Source organism: Enterococcus sp. DIV1307a, from assembly GCF_050537425.1.
GTDB classification, from domain to species: Bacteria; Bacillota; Bacilli; order Lactobacillales; family Enterococcaceae; genus Enterococcus; species Enterococcus faecalis.
In genome coordinates, this window is sequence record NZ_CP172914.1 from 286,286 (window position 1) to 303,377 (window position 17,092).

General features: G+C 37.8%; 12 protein-coding genes and 1 other annotated feature (1 of these 13 only partly in view). Of the genes, 10 read left to right on the top strand and 2 right to left on the bottom strand.

From position 1 onward, the window contains the following. The first annotated feature begins 51 nt into the window (after window positions 1–51). The 8 genes from fdrA (at window position 52) to IGL90_RS01545 (ending at window position 11,272) form a co-directional block, all read left to right on the top strand. Complete coding sequence (gene fdrA / locus IGL90_RS01510) at window positions 52–3,063, top strand: DUF1116 domain-containing protein (RefSeq protein WP_002355249.1); 3,012 nt, start codon at window positions 52–54, stop codon at window positions 3,061–3,063. Next, on the top strand, window positions 3,056–3,889 hold the full coding sequence (locus IGL90_RS01515; protein ID WP_002355250.1) for a DUF2877 domain-containing protein: 834 nt from the start codon (window positions 3,056–3,058) through the stop codon (window positions 3,887–3,889). The genes fdrA and IGL90_RS01515 overlap by 8 nt, the downstream gene beginning before the upstream one ends. Before the next feature lie 9 nt (window positions 3,890–3,898). Then, complete coding sequence (locus tag IGL90_RS01520) at window positions 3,899–5,152, top strand: MFS transporter (RefSeq protein WP_002355251.1); 1,254 nt, start codon at window positions 3,899–3,901, stop codon at window positions 5,150–5,152. A gap of 134 nt (window positions 5,153–5,286) precedes the next feature. After that, window positions 5,287–6,225 carry a carbamate kinase gene (arcC, locus tag IGL90_RS01525; protein ID WP_002355252.1) on the top strand — a complete coding sequence of 313 codons (939 nt, stop codon included), beginning with the start codon at window positions 5,287–5,289 and terminating at the stop codon, window positions 6,223–6,225. A gap of 6 nt (window positions 6,226–6,231) precedes the next feature. After that, the gene (locus IGL90_RS01530) at window positions 6,232–7,452 is read left to right on the top strand and encodes a dicarboxylate/amino acid:cation symporter (protein WP_002361159.1); all 1,221 of its coding nucleotides are present in this window, start codon (window positions 6,232–6,234) and stop codon (window positions 7,450–7,452) included. An 89-nt stretch (window positions 7,453–7,541) separates the two neighbouring features. Then, window positions 7,542–8,603, top strand: coding sequence for an ureidoglycolate dehydrogenase (allD, locus tag IGL90_RS01535; RefSeq protein WP_010777368.1), 1,062 nt, complete (start codon window positions 7,542–7,544; stop codon window positions 8,601–8,603). Next, window positions 8,603–10,024, top strand: coding sequence for a hypothetical protein (locus tag IGL90_RS01540; protein ID WP_025192776.1), 1,422 nt, complete (start codon window positions 8,603–8,605; stop codon window positions 10,022–10,024). Before allD ends, IGL90_RS01540 begins: the two co-directional genes overlap by 1 nt. Before the next feature lie 24 nt (window positions 10,025–10,048). Then, window positions 10,049–11,272 carry an amidohydrolase family protein gene (locus tag IGL90_RS01545; RefSeq protein WP_048737132.1) on the top strand — a complete coding sequence of 408 codons (1,224 nt, stop codon included), beginning with the start codon at window positions 10,049–10,051 and terminating at the stop codon, window positions 11,270–11,272. A 139-nt stretch (window positions 11,273–11,411) separates the two neighbouring features. On the opposite strand, the gene IGL90_RS01550 is transcribed toward IGL90_RS01545, so the two are convergent. After that, a complete protein-coding gene (locus IGL90_RS01550) occupies window positions 11,412–12,923 on the bottom strand; it encodes a helix-turn-helix domain-containing protein (protein WP_048737131.1) in 1,512 nt (503 codons plus the stop codon). 74 nt (window positions 12,924–12,997) lie between these two features. On the opposite strand from IGL90_RS01550, the gene IGL90_RS01555 reads away from it, so the two are divergent. Next, window positions 12,998–15,133 (top strand): VWA domain-containing protein, encoded by a 2,136-nt coding sequence (locus tag IGL90_RS01555; protein ID WP_053084802.1) that lies wholly within the window; start codon window positions 12,998–13,000, stop codon window positions 15,131–15,133. 61 nt (window positions 15,134–15,194) lie between these two features. Here the strand turns inward: IGL90_RS01555 and IGL90_RS01560 are convergent, their stop codons facing one another. Continuing rightward, window positions 15,195–15,374: a hypothetical protein gene (locus IGL90_RS01560; RefSeq protein WP_033627607.1), complete on the bottom strand. Its 180-nt coding sequence runs from the start codon at window positions 15,372–15,374 to the stop codon at window positions 15,195–15,197. A gap of 185 nt (window positions 15,375–15,559) precedes the next feature. On the opposite strand from IGL90_RS01560, the gene IGL90_RS01565 reads away from it, so the two are divergent. Continuing rightward, entirely contained in the window at window positions 15,560–16,927 is a 1,368-nt protein-coding gene (locus IGL90_RS01565) for a PcsB-like coiled-coil domain-containing protein (RefSeq protein ID WP_002370200.1), read from the top strand. Window positions 16,928–17,044: 117 nt separating this feature from the next. After that, window positions 17,045–17,092, top strand: a binding site (T-box leader) (it continues 182 nt past the right edge of the window).

Genomic DNA, 17,092 nt, shown 5'->3' on the forward strand with positions numbered 1-17,092 from the left:
TTTCTCATTTCGATACAATAGCATTGTAAGGAATAGATAGGAGGATGAACAATGTTACACACAGTAATTTTGAAAAACAATTACCAAGACTCCATCAATTTAATGTTATTGACCAATAAAATCAATGCATTAGATGGTGTAACCATGAGTCAAATCATGATGGGAACAGATGCCAACAAAGACATCCTTAACAACACAAACTTGTTAACGGATGAGGCCAATAGTGCATCTGCAAACGACATGATGATTGTGGTTGACAGTGAAAAAGAAAACATCATGGAAGAAGTTATGCCAGCGATTGATGAATTCTTAGATGATTTATCAGCAAAGGGAACTAGTGAAGAAGCACAAGCAGCGACTTCTTGGTCAGAAGCGTTTGATCTTTTACCAGAGGCGAATGTAGCGCTATTCAGTATTCCTGGTGAATATGGTGCGCCAGAAATGGAACGTGCCTTAAAAAATGATTTACACGTGTTCTCTTTCACGGATAATGTGTCAATTGAAGATGAAGTACGTTTGAAAAAATTAGCGCATGAAAAAGGCTTACTAATGATGGGGCCTGACTGTGGAACTGGTATTATCTCAAGTATTCCAATCGCCTTTACAAATGTTGTTTCTCCAGGAAACATTGGCGTTGTTGGTGCTTCAGGAACAGGGATTCAAGAAGTTACAACGATTATTGACCGCTTAGGTGGCGGAGTTGTTCACGCCATTGGAACTGGTGGTCGTGACTTAAGCGACAAAGTAGGCGCTATCACAGTGAAAGATGCTATTGTGGCTTTAGAAAATCACGAACCAACCGATGTGATTACAGTTATTTCTAAACCACCTGCAAAAGAAGTTCGTGATGAAGTGGTTGAATTATTACAAAGCATTTCAAAACCAGTCGTTGCGATTTTCTTAGGAGAAAAACCAACAAGTCACGAAGGCAAAGTTTATCTAGCTCATACATTAGAAGAAACAGCTAAAATTGCTGTTGATTTAGCAAATGATGTGGCCGTGAAGAAAAATTACTTTGAAGCATTAGCAAAACCAGCTGTACCAACATTACCAGAAGATAAAGTTGTAAAAGGCTTATATTCAGGTGGTACATTAGCTTCTGAAGCAGGTATGTTAATTTCTGAAGCTTTAGACCTTGGCGGTTTAGTGAAAGCAGAAGGTTATGTCTTGAAATCTCACGGTTATGAAGTCATTGACTTAGGCGATGATATGTATACACAAGGTCGTCCGCACCCAATGATTGACCCAGATGTTCGTATCGAAAAAATTCGTGAATACGCACAAGATGAAAAAACGGGGATTATCTTATTCGATGTGGTGTTAGGCTACGGTGCTCATGAAGACATGGTTGGTGCATTGTTACCAGCAATTGAAGAAGCGCGTGCCACAGCCAAAGAAGCCGGACGTGATCTTTACTTTGTTGCAACTGTTTGTGGGACGACGAAAGATCCGCAAAATTACCAATCGTCGGTTGATCGCTTGAAAGAAGGCGGCGTTTTAGTTGCAGAAAGCAATGCTAAAGCTGTTCAATTAGCTTTATTGCTAAAAGGAATCGAAATTTCAGAAGACGATAAAGAAGTGGTTGCTTACAACGGACCAACTGTCGATGTACCAAAACCAGGCGAAAAAGTAATGGAACTATTAACAACCAAACCAAGAATCATTAACGTTGGGTTGCAAAGCTTTACAGAATCAATCGTTGATTACGGTGGCGAAACTGTTCAATTTAACTGGCGTCCACGTGCTAACGGCAATAAAAAAATGATTAAAATTTTGGATGCTTTGGAAGATTACAGTGAACAAATCGAAGCTGAAAATCACAAAGTAACAGACAAAATTAAAAATGCACAACCATTCTTAGTAGATGTGGTACCTGCGAAATCAGTGATTCCAGAATTAAATGATGACGCACAAAAAACATTACTTCATGCTGGACCACCAATCCAATGGTCTGAAATGACTGGACCAATGAAAGGTGCTTGTATCGGAGCTGCATTATTCGAACGTTGGGCAGACAATGAAGAAGATGCTTTGAAGATTTTTGAAGCTGGCGAAGTACGTTTCATTCCTTGTCACCATGTAAAAGCAGTAGGACCAATGGGCGGTATTACTTCTGGTAATATGCCAGTCTTTGTTGTGGAAAATCGCTTAGAAGGTAACGAAGCATACTGTATCTTGAATGAAGGTATCGGTAAAGTATTGCGTTTTGGTGCTTATTCACAAGAAGTGGTTGATCGTTTAGATTGGATTAAAGATGTTTTAGGACCAACTATTGCGAAAGCCTTGAAACTTTCTGAAGAAGGCTTGAACTTAAACGTATTGATTGCGCGCTCTATTACAATGGGTGACGAGTTCCACCAAAGAAATATTGCCGCATCATTGAACTTCTTAAAAGAATTGTCTCCATTAATTATCAAAACAGATATTCCAGAAGATCAAAAATACGAAGTAATCAAATTCTTAGCTGACACAGATCAATTCTTCTTAAATGTCATGATGGCAACTGGAAAAGCAATTGTTGATGGTGCCCGTAAAGATACCAACGGAACGATTGTCACAACGATGACTCGTAACGGCGTGAACTTTGGGGTCCGGATTGCAGAAACAGGCGATCAATGGCATACCGCACCAGTAAATACACCAAAAGGTCTTTACTTCACTGGTTTCAGCGAAGAAGACGGAAATCCTGATGTCGGGGATAGTGCAATTACTGAAACAGTAGGCGTTGGAGCAATGGCTATGGTAGCTGCACCTGGCGTAACACGGTTTGTTGGTGCAGGTGGCTTTGAAGATGCGTTAGCAACCTCAAATGAAATGGCAAAAATCTGTGAAGGACACAACCCAACATTCTCAATTCCAACTTGGGATTTCCAAGGAACTTGTTTAGGAATTGATATCCGTAAAGTGGTGGAATTAGGAATTACACCAATCATCAATACAGGGATTGCACACAAAAATGCCGGTGTTGGTCAAATTGGTGCAGGGACAGTTAGAGCACCTCTAGGCTGTTTTGAAAAAGCCCTAGAAGCGTATGCTGAGAAACTAGGCATTACGGTTGAATAACCAACTAGTTATTAGTGACTACATTTTTCCTATCCACCAATATGGCAAGATGGGAACCATTCACAGTGTTTTTGAACGTTCATTTAATCTGAAAGTCCAGGATCAATTAATCAATGTTGCAAACTTCCATAATTATTTATCAAGCTTTGGTATGTTTTTGCCAGATCAATTGTTTCAAGAAATCTTTCCGTATGTACAACAAGGTAATAAAGTCAAAATCACAGAAAATCAGTTGACCTTTTACAGTACAGTCGGCGTGAAAACGATCCAACTCACACCTGCCGAGGTCGTTTCTTTAAACATTACTCATTTCAAGTTAGAAAAAGACCAATTACGCTTGTTGCGAGACCGCTTATTAGCGAGAAACTTAGAACGTAGAATTGGCCTGCCTTTAGACGAACGAGCAAAGCATATTTTCAAAAAAATGAGTCAAAAACAAAAAGTTTGGACACTATCGGAATGGCAAGAAGTAACGAATTATCTGATTGGTCGGGGCAAAGGGTTAACCCCGAGTGGTGATGACATTTTAGTGGCGTATCAAACAATTTTGTTCATACTTGCTGATGAAAGAGCTGCGGCGTTAGCCGCTACTCTTTCGGCAGCAAATTTATCCACAACAGATGTTAGTAAAGGCTATATTGCAAGCTCGGCTAAAGGATATGTAAATTCATTGTTGTATCAGTTACTCTTGGATTTGGAGAACCATCGGGATAATAGAGTTGACGAAAATATTGACAGAATTATACAAATCGGACATTCCTCTGGTAAAGATATGTCATTTGGAATGTTACTAGCTTTACAATCTGTAGAGTTAGATGAGAAGTGAGGAGAAGACATGGAGAATAGTAAAAAAAATCAAGCAGTGCAAGTGAGCAATAGTTACTGGATTAAAGTCGTAGCCATTTTCTTCGTAGGCTGGATTTTAATGTACGCAACACGAACTATTTTTAATCCAGTGATGGGGGTCATTGGAGAACAATTTGGTCTAAGTAACACACAACTTGGTTTAGCCAATAGTATCTTCTTTCTAACCTATGCTGTTGCACAGATTCCTTTTGGGATGATTGGCGATAAAATTGGGCGGAAATTAGTCATTGCTGTTGGGTTTATCGTTCTTGCTATTTCTACTTATTTTAGTGGATTAGCGACAACCTTTGTTATGTTTTTAGTCATTCGTGCAATTGCTGGTATTGGTCAAGGAGCTTACTATGGCCCACAATATGCGCTATCGACAGAAGCGATTCCAGCTAGTAAACGGACCATCGGTAATGCCATCATCAATAGTGGGATGGCCTTCGGTACATCAGGTGGGTACCTACTTTCAAGTAAGTTGGTTTTAGAAAATGGTGAACATTGGAGCAAACCATTCTTTATCATGGCGATTCCAACGTTTATCGTAGGAATTCTTTTCTATACAATTTTGAAAGAAAAAGTGATTCGTCCTGGTGAAGAAGCTGCACGAGCAGCTGCTGAAGAAGGACCACAAGAAAAGATCTCATTAAAAGAAATTTTCTCAAATCGTAATTTATTAGCCGCATTTATTTTATGTTTCACAAGTATTTATGCAAACTTTGTCATTATTACTTGGTTGCCACAATTTTTAATTGCTGAACGTGGCTTTACAGGAGCGAGCGTTGGTTTCATTTCATCACTTGTACCATGGGCCTCTATTCCAGGCGCCTTAATCTTCGCTCGTTTGAATGATAAAACAGGTGCGACGAAAAAATTAGTCTTTACATTAGTACCTTTAGCAATCCTATCTGTCTTTGCGATTGCTTTTGTAACAAATCGGACATTGTTAATTTCTGTTTTAATTCTTTATGGGTTAACAGGGAAATTAGCGTTAGATCCAATTATGGTGACTTTTGTTACCAAACATGCACCAAAAGCGGCCTTAGGAACAACGTTAAGTGCCTATAATTTTATCGGGATGTCAGGGTCAATCTTAGCACCGTATGTCACAGGATATTTAGCAGATACAGCAGGCTCAATGCAAGTTGGCTTCTATCTTTCTTGTGTACTATTAGTTATTGGTTTACTAGCTTTTGCTTTCTTAGCTAAAGATGAGAGTAAACCGAAATTAGGTTAATTATCCCTTCGATAATGACTGAAACAATCAAAATGAGCAAGACAAAATCTTTCATTTCGTAAACAAATTATTTCTTATCCGTCGATACTGAAAAGATTTTGTCTTTGCTTTATTAAAAAGGAGCGAATCAATCAATGAGTTTAAACGTAATTGCCCTAGGTGGGAATGCTATTTTAGATACGGATCCAACAGATGAAGGCCAAAAAGCCGTCGTTAATCACGCGGCCAAATATATTGCAGAATTTGTTGCCAAAGGGGAACAAGTCATTGTCTGTCACGGAAACGGACCACAAGTAGGGAATTTGCTTTTACAACAAAAAGCAGGCGAAAGTGAAAAAAATCCAGCGTTGAAATTGGATACTTGTGTTGCGATGACACAAGGAAGCATCGGTTACTGGTTACAAAATGCTTTAACTAATGAGTTTGAAAAACGTAACATTGCTAAACCAGTTATCTCTGTAGTTACGCAAGTGCGTGTGGACAAAGAAGATCCTTCGTTTAAAAAACCATCCAAACCAATTGGTCCATTCTATACAAAAGAAGAAGCTGACGCGGAAGCAGCTAAAGATGGCTCTACGTATGTGGAAGATGCTGGCCGTGGCTACCGAAAAGTTGTTCCATCACCAATGCCTAAAGAAATTGTTGAAAAAGAGGCGGTTCGTGCTTTAGTAGAGGCGGACGTTTTAACTATCTGTTCTGGTGGCGGGGGCATTCCGGTCGTAGCAGAAGACGGACAATACGTAGGCGTGGAAGCGGTTAACGACAAAGATTTCTCTGCACGTGTTTTAGCTGAAAACGTTGATGCAGACCGTTTGATTATTTTGACAGGCGTTGATAACATCTACATTAATTACAATCAACCAGATCAAAAAGCATTAGAACAAATCAGTGTAGCCGAAGCAGAAGAATACATTAAAGAAGGTCACTTTGCTGCTGGTAGTATGCTACCAAAAATCGAAGCTGCCTTAGACTTCGTAAAAGGTGATGACAAACGGAAAGCAATCATTACTTCTATCGAAAACTTAGAAAACATCGATAAAGAAGCAGGAACTGTGATCAGTCAAAAGGGGTAGTTTACCATGAAAAAACCGTCCATGATCACCCAAATTGCAATTGCTGTTGTCGTAGGAATCCTCGTAGGACTCTTGATTCCTGCTAGCGGCAATTACTTGAAAATAGTTGGAGATGTCTTTTTGCGACTGATGCAAATGGCTATTCCTATCTTGATCTTAGGGCAAATTGTCCAAGCAGTTGGCAGTATTAATCCAAAAGAATTAACGAGCCTTGGGGGTAGAACAATCGCTGTTTTCGGGATTTCCTCCTTAGCTGCCGCTTTATGGGGCGTACTAATGGCAGTCATTTTTAATCCAGGATACGGTGTTAAAATGACTGGCTTCCAAGATGCTTCTATTAAAGCGCAAGAAATCTCAATCACTGATACGATTTTAAATTTCGTTCCGAAAAATATTTTTGATTCACTGACTCAAGGATCGATTATTCAAATTATTGTCTTTGCATTATTTTTTGGTTTAGCACTGAATAAATACTTACAAAGCCATCCAGAGACACAACTCTTCCAAATAATTGTGGACTTTAATGAAGTTATCATTACAGTCATTCGATACGTCATGTATCTAGCACCTCTGGGGATTTTTGCTTTAATTGCTTCAACAATTAGTCACTTAGGCCTTCAAATTATTTTACCGTTAGTGAAGTATCTATTGGTCTATGGATTAGGAACTATTTTATTTTTGGGCATCTGGATTTTGGTTATCACATTGTACTGTAAAGTAAGTCCACTACGTTTAATTACAAACATGAAAAATATGTCTGTGATGGCCTTGGCGACAACTTCTTCAGCAATTACTTTACCAGTAGCTTTGGAAGAAACAGAAACAAAATTAGGTTTAAGTAAGCGAATTACTAACTTAGTGTTGCCGTTAGGTATGTCATTAAACAGTAACGGTTCAGCGATGCATATGGCTTTTACTGTAATGACTATCGCTCAGATGTATCAGCTAGAGTTTGATATTACGAAAATGATTTACTTAGCAATTACAGCAACGTTTGTCTCACTAGCAAACGCAGTTGTTCCCGGTGCGGGCTTAGTCTCACTGGCAGTGATTGTTCCGCAAATGGGTTTACCCATTGAGAGTATTGCAATTTTTGCAGGCGTCGAATGGTTTGTTGGCATGTTACGAACAATTTTAAATGTCAATTCAGATGTTTACTCTGCTATCCTAGTTGCAAAATCAGTGGATGAAATTGACTATACTGTCTTTAACAGTAGCAATAAGTAGTGAAAAAAGGGGAGGAAATGCAAGGACGAAGAAGAAAATCACTTGTTTTCTTTCCCTTTTTTAAGATTAATGATAAAGGAGCAAGCGCAATGGAAGAAATGGTTGTCGTTACACCGGAGAAATTAGAAAAGCTGATGAAACAAAAATTAGAAGCTGCTGGTTTACATTCTGAACATGCCGAAGAAGTTGCTCGACATTTAACTTTTGCAGATGCTAGCGGTATTCATTCACATGGTGCGGTTCGTATGGATTATTATGCGGAACGGATTGCAAAAGGCGGGATCACGATTGACCCCGAATTATCATTTGAAAAAACTGGACCGTCCACTGCCATTTTTCATGGCGATAATGGCGTGGGTCAATTTGTTTGTAACGAAGCATTAGCTGCTGCAGTTGACCTAGCCAAAGAATCAGGGTTAGCATATGTTGGCATTTCTCAAACGAGTCATAGCGGGACGTTATCGTATTATGTTAAAAAAGCAGCGGAACAAGGCATGGTTGCTCTTTCGATGTGTCAATCTGATCCAATGGTGGTACCGTTTGGTGGTACAAGCAATTATTTTGGGACAAATCCAATCGCTTTTGCAGCACCTAGAGCAGGTCATGAACCAGTCGTGTTTGATATGGCTACGACAGTACAGGCGTGGGGGAAAATTTTAGATGCACGTTCAAGAGATGTTGAAATTCCCGACACGTGGGCAGTAGACGAAAAAGGCCAGCCAACGACTGATCCTTATGAAGTACGAGGTTTATTGCCGATTTCAGGACCAAAAGGATATGGACTAATGATGATGGTCGATGTCTTAGCTGGTTCGTTGTTAGGCTTACCTTTTGGCAAACATGTCAGCTCCATGTATGCGGATTTAACGGAGAAACGGAATCTGGGTCAGATGTTTTTAGTCATTGATCCAAGCCGCTTTACAGATTCTGAACGATTTAAAGAAAATATTAATCAAATGGTGGAAGAACTTCATAGTGTGCCTACAGCAGAAGGGTTTCAACAAGTTTACTATCCAGGAGAAATTGGTCAGCTAAACTATCAAAAAGCCATGTCAGAAGGCATTGAAATTCCACAAAGTATTTATGATTATTTAGTTAGTGAGATTGTACATTACGATAAATATGGCGGGCAAGGTGCCTTTGCCAAATAATGAGGAGCGCAGAGAGTATTCGCTACTGCGTTGCTCTCGCCTTCTTTCTATTGGAGGAAAGTAAAATGAAAAAATCGTCAAAAGTAGCACTTATTTTTGCATTCTTAGTTAGTATTTTTGTGCCAGTTGCGGCCTTTGCTGATGAGATTGGGGATGTAGTTGCCCCGACAGGAATCATGGCATTAGTTGTGATTATTCCATTGATTGTTGTTTTGGTTCTATTGTTTATGAAAGTCGATATGATTATCGCTGGTTTAATTGGTGGCATCTTAGCGATGCTGATTGGTGGCATTGGACTAGAAGAAGCGAATAAACAGATGTTGGAAGCTATCCCGATGATGTTAGGAATTACCGTTCCCATCATTAATTCAGCTGTTGCGATGGCGGTCTTTAAAGCAGGTAGTTATTCAGCTGCATTAACTTTAGCCAAACGAGGCACAAAAGGAAAAGTCGAGTATGTTTCAGCTTTTATTGTTATCTTATTAGCCGCAGCCACATATATGTCAGGAATTGGTGGCGGAAGTGCGATGGTTATTGCGCCATTGGCCTTTGCTGCAGTTGGCGTTGTTCCTGAATTAATTGCAGCAATGTCTTTAGCTGCTGCGGTATCATTTACAACATCACCCGCTTCATTAGAATCAAGTATTGTTTCAAAATTAGGCGATATCAGTGTCGGTTCATATGTTTCAACCATGCGACCTTACTGGTTATTCTTCGTAGCATTAGCGATTGTTTTAGCCTTTTGGGGAACGAAACATAGAAATGTTGGCTTTAAAGAGTCGGCAGATGATGAATTTGATAAAAAGAGCAATGGTGAATTATTTAAAATTACCTTGCCAGCCATTTTCTTATTGTTTGCTGTAATTTTTGGACCAATTGTGAATGATTTAATTGGTTTTGCCTTCTTTACGCCACTTGTATACATGATTTTAACATTAGTTTTAATTTTCTTATGTACAGATTTCTCAATGAACAAATCTGTCGAAGCGATGGTAGATGGGTCTACATATATTTTGACTCGTTTATTCCAAGTAGGGATTTTCTTAGCCTTTATTAATGTTATTGCGGAAACAGGAACGTTTGCTGTAATCGCAGGTGTTGCTGAAAATGCACCAGCCTTTATTGTCGTGCCAGTTGCTATTTTAACAGGGATTTTAATTGGGATTCCAGCTGGGGCCTACGTAGGTTCTGTTTTAACTTTAGTGCTACCAGTTGCTGTATCGTTGAACTTCCCGCCGTTAGCATTAGGTTTTGTAGCAATGGGTGTTGGTTTAGGTAGTCAAATGAGTTTCGTTAATATTACTATGCAAGCTTTATCTTCAGGCTTCCAAATTCCAATTTTGGATGTTGTTAAAGGAAACGTGAAATGGTTAAGTATTGCCTCTGTACTATTATTAGTTATCGGTTTAATCTTTGGATAAAAAACAATTTAGGGAGTGGAAAACATGGATTTATTAATTAAACAAGTTCGTCTTCAAGACGGTGAAGCATTACAAGATGTAGCTATTAAAGAAGGAAAAATCATTGAAATCGCCCCAGTTATTACTGGCGATGCCAAAGAAGTCATCGAAGCAGATGGTCGTGTTTTAATCCCAGGTTTTGTAGAAAGCCATTTACATTTGGACAAGGCATTAATCGCTGATCGTAAACCAAATAAATCAGGTACGTTGAAAGAAGCGATTGAAGTAACCGCAGAATTAAAACCAACATTTACCGAAGAAGACATTTACGACCGTGCTAAACGTGCCTTAGAAATGTTAATCGTTCATGGAACCACGGCGTTAAGAACGCATGCAGAATTTGACCCAGCGCAAGGTTTTACTGGCTTCAAAACAATTATGCGTTTGAAAGAAGAATACAAAGAGTTAATTGACATGCAAGTAGTTGCATTTCCGCAAGAAGGAATTTTTAAAGCCCCTGGAACAGAACAAATGATGTATGAAGCAATGGATATGGGCGCAGACATTGTCGGCGGTATTCCTTATAATGATGCACCAGCGAAAGAACATATTGATTTAGTGTTTGAAATTGCTAAAAAATATGATAAAGATGTAGATTTACACCAAGATTTTGCCGATGAAGCTGATGATATGAGTATTGAATATTTATGTGAAAAAACCATTGCTGAAGGCTACCAAGGCCGTGTTTCAGTGGGCCACTTAACGGCATTGCATGCCTTACCTGAAGCAGAATTGGCGCCTATTATTGCAAAAATGGCGGAAGCAAATATTAGCGTGATGGCTTTACCAGCAACGGATTTACATTTAGGGGCTCGTGGTGATCAGTACAATGTTCGACGTGCGGTTACGCCAATTCGTAAATTACGCGATGGTGGCGTGAATGTCTGTATTGCTACAAATAATATTCGCAATGCTTTTACACCATATGGCACAGGGGATATTGTTCAAACAGCGATGCTAGCCATTCCTGTTGGGCACCTAGGTGGAGCGGATGACTTAAAAACAGTGCTACCAATGGTAACAACAAGTCCTGCTCGTGCGATGGGACTAGAAGGATACGGTGTCGCAGTTGGGAATAAAGCAGATTTAGTCTTATTAGACACAAAAGTGGTTGAACATGCGATTATTGATATTCCAGAACGGTTATATGTTATTAAAAACGGCCGTGTTACAGTCAAGACAGACAAAAAAGTCGAAATCATTCGTTAAGAAAAAAACAAAAAGCTCAAAATGTTAGTTGTCAAAACTAACATTTTGAGCTTTTTTTGATAAAGGTAAAGATGTGTTTGATTGATCCTGTTTTAGTTATTTTTTTGTTCCACGAGTTCTATTTATTAACAGAATTAAATCATTTCTTTGCTACCAACCGAACTAATTGTTCTTGAATCGCTAGTAAGTCAGATAAAGAAACTTGCGCATTAATTAATAAAAATGGTGCAGCTTGTTTTACTTGGAGCAAAGGCGTAGTGCTTAAATAAAGGTCGTACCTATCTTCTTCAGACAATTGATTAATTGCAAGGTGATAGAAACTTGCAAACGTTTCACGAATTCGTTGAATGATAATCGCTTCAATCGGTGTAGGTAAGTCTGTTTCTATTTTTATGTGAATTGTTTGATTGAAAGCTGTTGGAGCAGTAATTAACGTGTAGGCCATCGATAATTGAAGGCCTAAGCCAGTTTGTTTAGCTGGGTTCGAAACATAGATGTCTTGCTCGGTGACTATCTTTTGTGCATGCTCAAATAAATGAGCAAAATTTTGTAATAAATACTTCTTAATATTGTAGCCAGTAAGTGTAAAATCCATTTGTTCAAATAACTCTACGAAAAGAAGGCCAGCCACTAATTGTTTTGTGAATAAGACCCTGTTTTTTGTCGTTTCAAAGGCATGAGGGTTTTCTGTTTCAAGGGAGTGAAGAATCTTTTTAATAAAAGAATTCGTCTCTGAAAAAGGTCGGTTAGGTTCGATTAAATCTGTAAAGTGTTTGTTCGAGAGTTGTACTGTTGTATTTGTTAATAGAAATAAAAAAATCAGATGACTTTCACTCTTGGGTAACAGAAAGGCGTTCGTTAATTGATTTTCTAAATGTTCTTTTAGTAGATGATGAGTATCAACAAATTGAAGCAGTACTTCTTGATCTTCATCAGATAAAGAAGAAATAGATTCAGAAAGCAGGAAATTTGTCTGGAATCCCTTTCGATAACGAATAATATTTACCGCTAAAATATAACAAATAAGTTTCATATTCAATTGATTAGCTGGAAAATAGCCTAAAGCAATCAGTTCTTTCGCAAGGGTTTCACATTTTGTTTGCGAAACGTCAGCAAATGGCCAATCGAGACCAGAAAAAACGCGCCAATAGAAAGCAATCATGAAAAAACGAATGCGTGGTTCAGCACCAACTAAACGAATCTCGCCTTTGGTTCTCTGGATCGAAAAATCAAAGGTTTTTAAAATGGTATCTAACTCAGCAACCTTATGCCGAACAGTTGATTCGGATAAGAATTGGTCCATACTAAATTTTGTTAAATGAACATTACTTTCAAAGAATAGTTTTTCGAGCAATGTAAAATACGGACTACTTTGCAAAATTTGCTTCGTCAAAATTTTATATTCTTTTTTTGACCCCATGAAACAATAGCCTTTACCCCGCTCGGCAGAGAAAATATGTGAACAATTATTAGCCAACACATAAGGTTTATTAATTAAGGATTCGTAGTATTTATTGATTGAACGTCGATCCATTTGTAACAATTGACTAAGTGTTTCAATACGAATAAAGTTTTTTTTATGGTACAACAAACGCAGTAAATCCAATTCCTTTTTAACTTCTGAGCCGAAAAAAGTGTCTAATATTTCCATTATTCTTCTCCAATTGGTTCGATTCTTTTTGTTAAAATAAGTATAACTTGTTTTTTATTCGATTGTTTAAAAAAATGTACTTAACAAGTACATTTTTTTGTCTCCTTAAAAGTTATTTCTGTAGTAAGTTACATATATCGCTCAAATTTCATTTGAATGAGAAATTACTTACCACAAAGGAGTTAAAAAAATTGAAAAAAACAACCTTATTTTTATTTATGTTCTTTTTCCTAATGACTATTTTTAGTATAGACGTTTCCGCAGAAACATACAATTTTAACTATAAAAATGACGAACAAGGTCATTATTTAACGAACGGAATTAGTGAGGGAGACACAAACAATTATGATTATGGTCATGCCCCTGAAGCGACATTTGACGAAGAAAAATATGTGAATTATGGAGATGAAGCTTATTTGAAGAAAAGTGTGGCGGCTGTAACAGGCCAGCAAGGGCTTTTTAATGTGACTTTAGATGTAAAAGGAAATCAGACAGAAAGCCCTATTGATCTAGTGTTAGTGATTGACTATTCTTCATCAATGAAAGGTGAAAAATTAAACAACGCTTTGAAAGGCTTGCAACAATTCGGCGAAGAACTTTCAGATTCATTAACAGATGGTCATGTTCGAATTGGTATCGTTGCCTATAATCGACTAACTTACTCCACCGCGGATTTTTCTACAGACATGAATGACTTAGAAGACTTTTTAAGAAATACAGCCGAGCCACATTCAGGTACGTTTATGCAAAAAGGCTTGCTAGAAGGGCAACGTTTATTGGCTGAAAAAAGTCGTCCAAATGCAAAAAAGATGTTGGTTCATATTGGTGATGGTAGTGCAAATGCTAGTTTTTTACCTAGAGAAAATGCTCAAAGCTATCCCAATAATGGTGAAATTATCGATTACAACGGTTACCATACATCGTCCTACATGGAAGAGTTTCAAACAGAATCCAATCAGTACTATACAAGTAACAGTGCTTCTACTGATGCTAACGCTATCCAAACAAACAGTACAACAGTGACAGATAATACGTTAGGAACCATTGTTTCTCTAAAAAAATCAGGAGATACTTATTATTCAATTGCAGCTAATCCTTCGTTAAGAGGAGAGTATATTAGTAGGAATATAGCTTCTGATCCTAAAAATTATTTGATTATTGATGAAAATTTATCTGGTTTGGGCACTGCACTGAAAGAATTAGCTGGGAGTATCAATAATACTATCCATGAGGGGCTCATTATCGATCCAATGGGAGAAAATATTCTTTTACAAGGTGCTGGGAATTTCACAGAAGATAACTACCAACTAAAAGGTTGGCGAAAAATGCCAACGGGTGAATGGTCAGAGGCTAGTGACTTATTGACTGATGTCGTAGTTACAGAAGAAAATCAAGTGCTCCATATTTCTACTATTTCATTAGGAAAGAACGAACGTTTAACATTAACTTATCAGATTAGATTGAACACAGAAACAAATGATTTTAAAGGAGATACATGGTTTTTATGTAATGATCGTACTACGTTACAACCAACTCCAGAAGAAGAAGCAGTTGATTTTCCGATTCCAGCAATTAAAGCACCTACTGTACAATTAAAATTGATTAAGAACTGGGAAAATATTGCAGAAAAAGAAATTCCAGAAGCAATTCAATATCAAGTAACTCGAAAAGCGATAACAGAAGAAGCTGCTTGGTCTACTTCAGAAGTCATGCAACTAACCAAAAAAGAAGGCTATCAAAAGCTGATTAATCAAGTAACGGTTAATGGCGCAGAAGTAGCATTACCAAAGTTTAATAACAGGGGTGAAGACTTTGTATATCAGATAGAAGAAGTGAACGTGCCAGCTGAATTTGACAGTATAATGACAAAGACAAAGGATGAATTTATCCTTACAAATCGTCGTAAAGGAGTTGTTTCCAGCACAACAGATACAAGTACGAATGAGTCTTTAAGTTCTGAGACTGCTACAACAAATTCGAGTGCTGAAAAACCAATTGTTGTAGAAACTACCACAACAACCTCAGAACTCAAGGATAATAATTTCTCAGCAGAGACGAACACAACAGCAAAAAAAATAACGAAGGCTACACCCAATGACAGACATTTGCCAAAAACAAACGAAACCCAGAAATTTCAAAGAGTATTCTTACTATTAGGTGGTTTGTTGGTAGGTTTATCTGGATTCTATTTACTTAAGCAGAGAAACTAAAATAATTCTTTAAATAAAGCAATAAAAGGCAGCTCAACGAAGCGGCCTTTTTCTTGGTTCATTACCAAAATATAACGAATTTTGTAACAAAAACGTTTGATAAAAAGAAGGGAAAATGATTAATTTTACGAAAAAAAGCATATATCGACAAAAAAGAAGCAAAATTTGAATAAAAAAAGAAAAAATATGAAAAAAAATCGAAGAATTGTTTAACAATTGAAAACACGTGAAAACCAGTCATGACAAGGTGTAAAAGCCTTACAAAAGGTAAGTTTACCTATTATGGAGAAAGAACGAGTGATCTGAAATGTTTTTGTAACATTTCTATTGCTTAATTGAAATATGGGTGTGGTAGAATGTTTTTGTCGTAAGAAAAGATTAAGATATTTTAAATAAACTTTAGAAATTAATTCGGAGGAATGACAAGTGAAGAAACGTCTATTTGCATCAGTATTACTATGTTCATTAACGCTATCAGCAATTGCTACCCCAAGCATCGCTTTGGCGGACAATGTTGATAAAAAAATTGAAGAAAAAAATCAAGAAATTTCATCATTAAAAGCAAAACAAGGGGATTTAGCTTCACAAGTATCTTCTTTAGAAGCAGAAGTATCTTCAGTATTTGATGAAAGCATGGCTTTACGTGAACAAAAGCAAACACTAAAAGCAAAATCAGAACAATTACAACAAGAAATTACAAACTTGAATCAACGTATTGAAAAACGTAACGAAGCAATCAAAAATCAAGCACGTGATGTTCAAGTTAATGGACAAAGCACAACAATGCTAGATGCAGTTTTAGATGCGGACTCAGTTGCAGATGCAATCAGCCGTGTTCAAGCTGTTTCAACAATCGTAAGTGCCAACAACGACTTAATGCAACAACAAAAAGAAGACAAACAAGCTGTTGTTGATAAAAAAGCTGAAAACGAGAAAAAAGTGAAACAACTTGAAGCAACAGAAGCTGAATTAGAAACAAAACGTCAAGATTTACTTTCTAAACAATCTGAATTAAATGTAATGAAAGCTTCATTAGCATTAGAACAATCATCAGCTGAAAGTTCTAAAGCTGGCTTAGAAAAACAAAAAGCAGCTGCTGAAGCAGAGCAAGCACGCTTAGCTGCTGAACAAAAAGCTGCAGCTGAAAAAGCTAAACAAGCTGCTGCAAAACCAGTTCAAGCTAAAGCTGAAGTAAAAGCAGAAGCACCAGTTGCCTCTTCTTCAACAACAGAAGCGCAAGCACCAGCAAGCTCAAGCTCAGCAACTGAATCAAGCACGCAACAAACAACTGAAACAACTACACCAAGTACAGATAATAGTGCAACAGAAAATACTGGCTCTTCTTCATCAGAACAACCAGTACACCCTACAACACCAAGTGATAATGGAAATAATGGTGGCCAAACTGGTGGTGGAACAGTTACACCACCAACACCAGAACCAGAGCAACCAACACCAGCGCCTTCTGCTGATCCAACAATCAATGCATTGAACGTTCTACGTCAATCATTAGGTTTACGTCCAGTAGTATGGGATGCAGGTTTGGCAGCTTCTGCAACTGCTCGTGCAGCACAAGTTGAAGCAGGTGGCATTCCAAATGATCACTGGTCTCGTGGAGATGAAGTTATCGCAATTATGTGGGCGCCAGGTAACTCAGTAATCATGGCGTGGTACAATGAAACAAACATGGTAACAGCTTCAGGTAGCGGTCACCGTGATTGGGAAATTAACCCAGGTATTACGCGTGTCGGTTTTGGTTACTCAGGTAGCACAATCGTAGGACACTCTGCCTAATCAGCAATGATAAAAATAGACGTAAGCAGCTTCTGAAAAGAAGCTGCTTTTTTCATTACTATTTCATCCATCTCCGTTGACAAATTTGCTAAACGTGGTATTCTAATTATAATCTAATAATTTCCGTTGAATAGGAAAGTAAATGCAAGACAGCTGGTAGAGAGA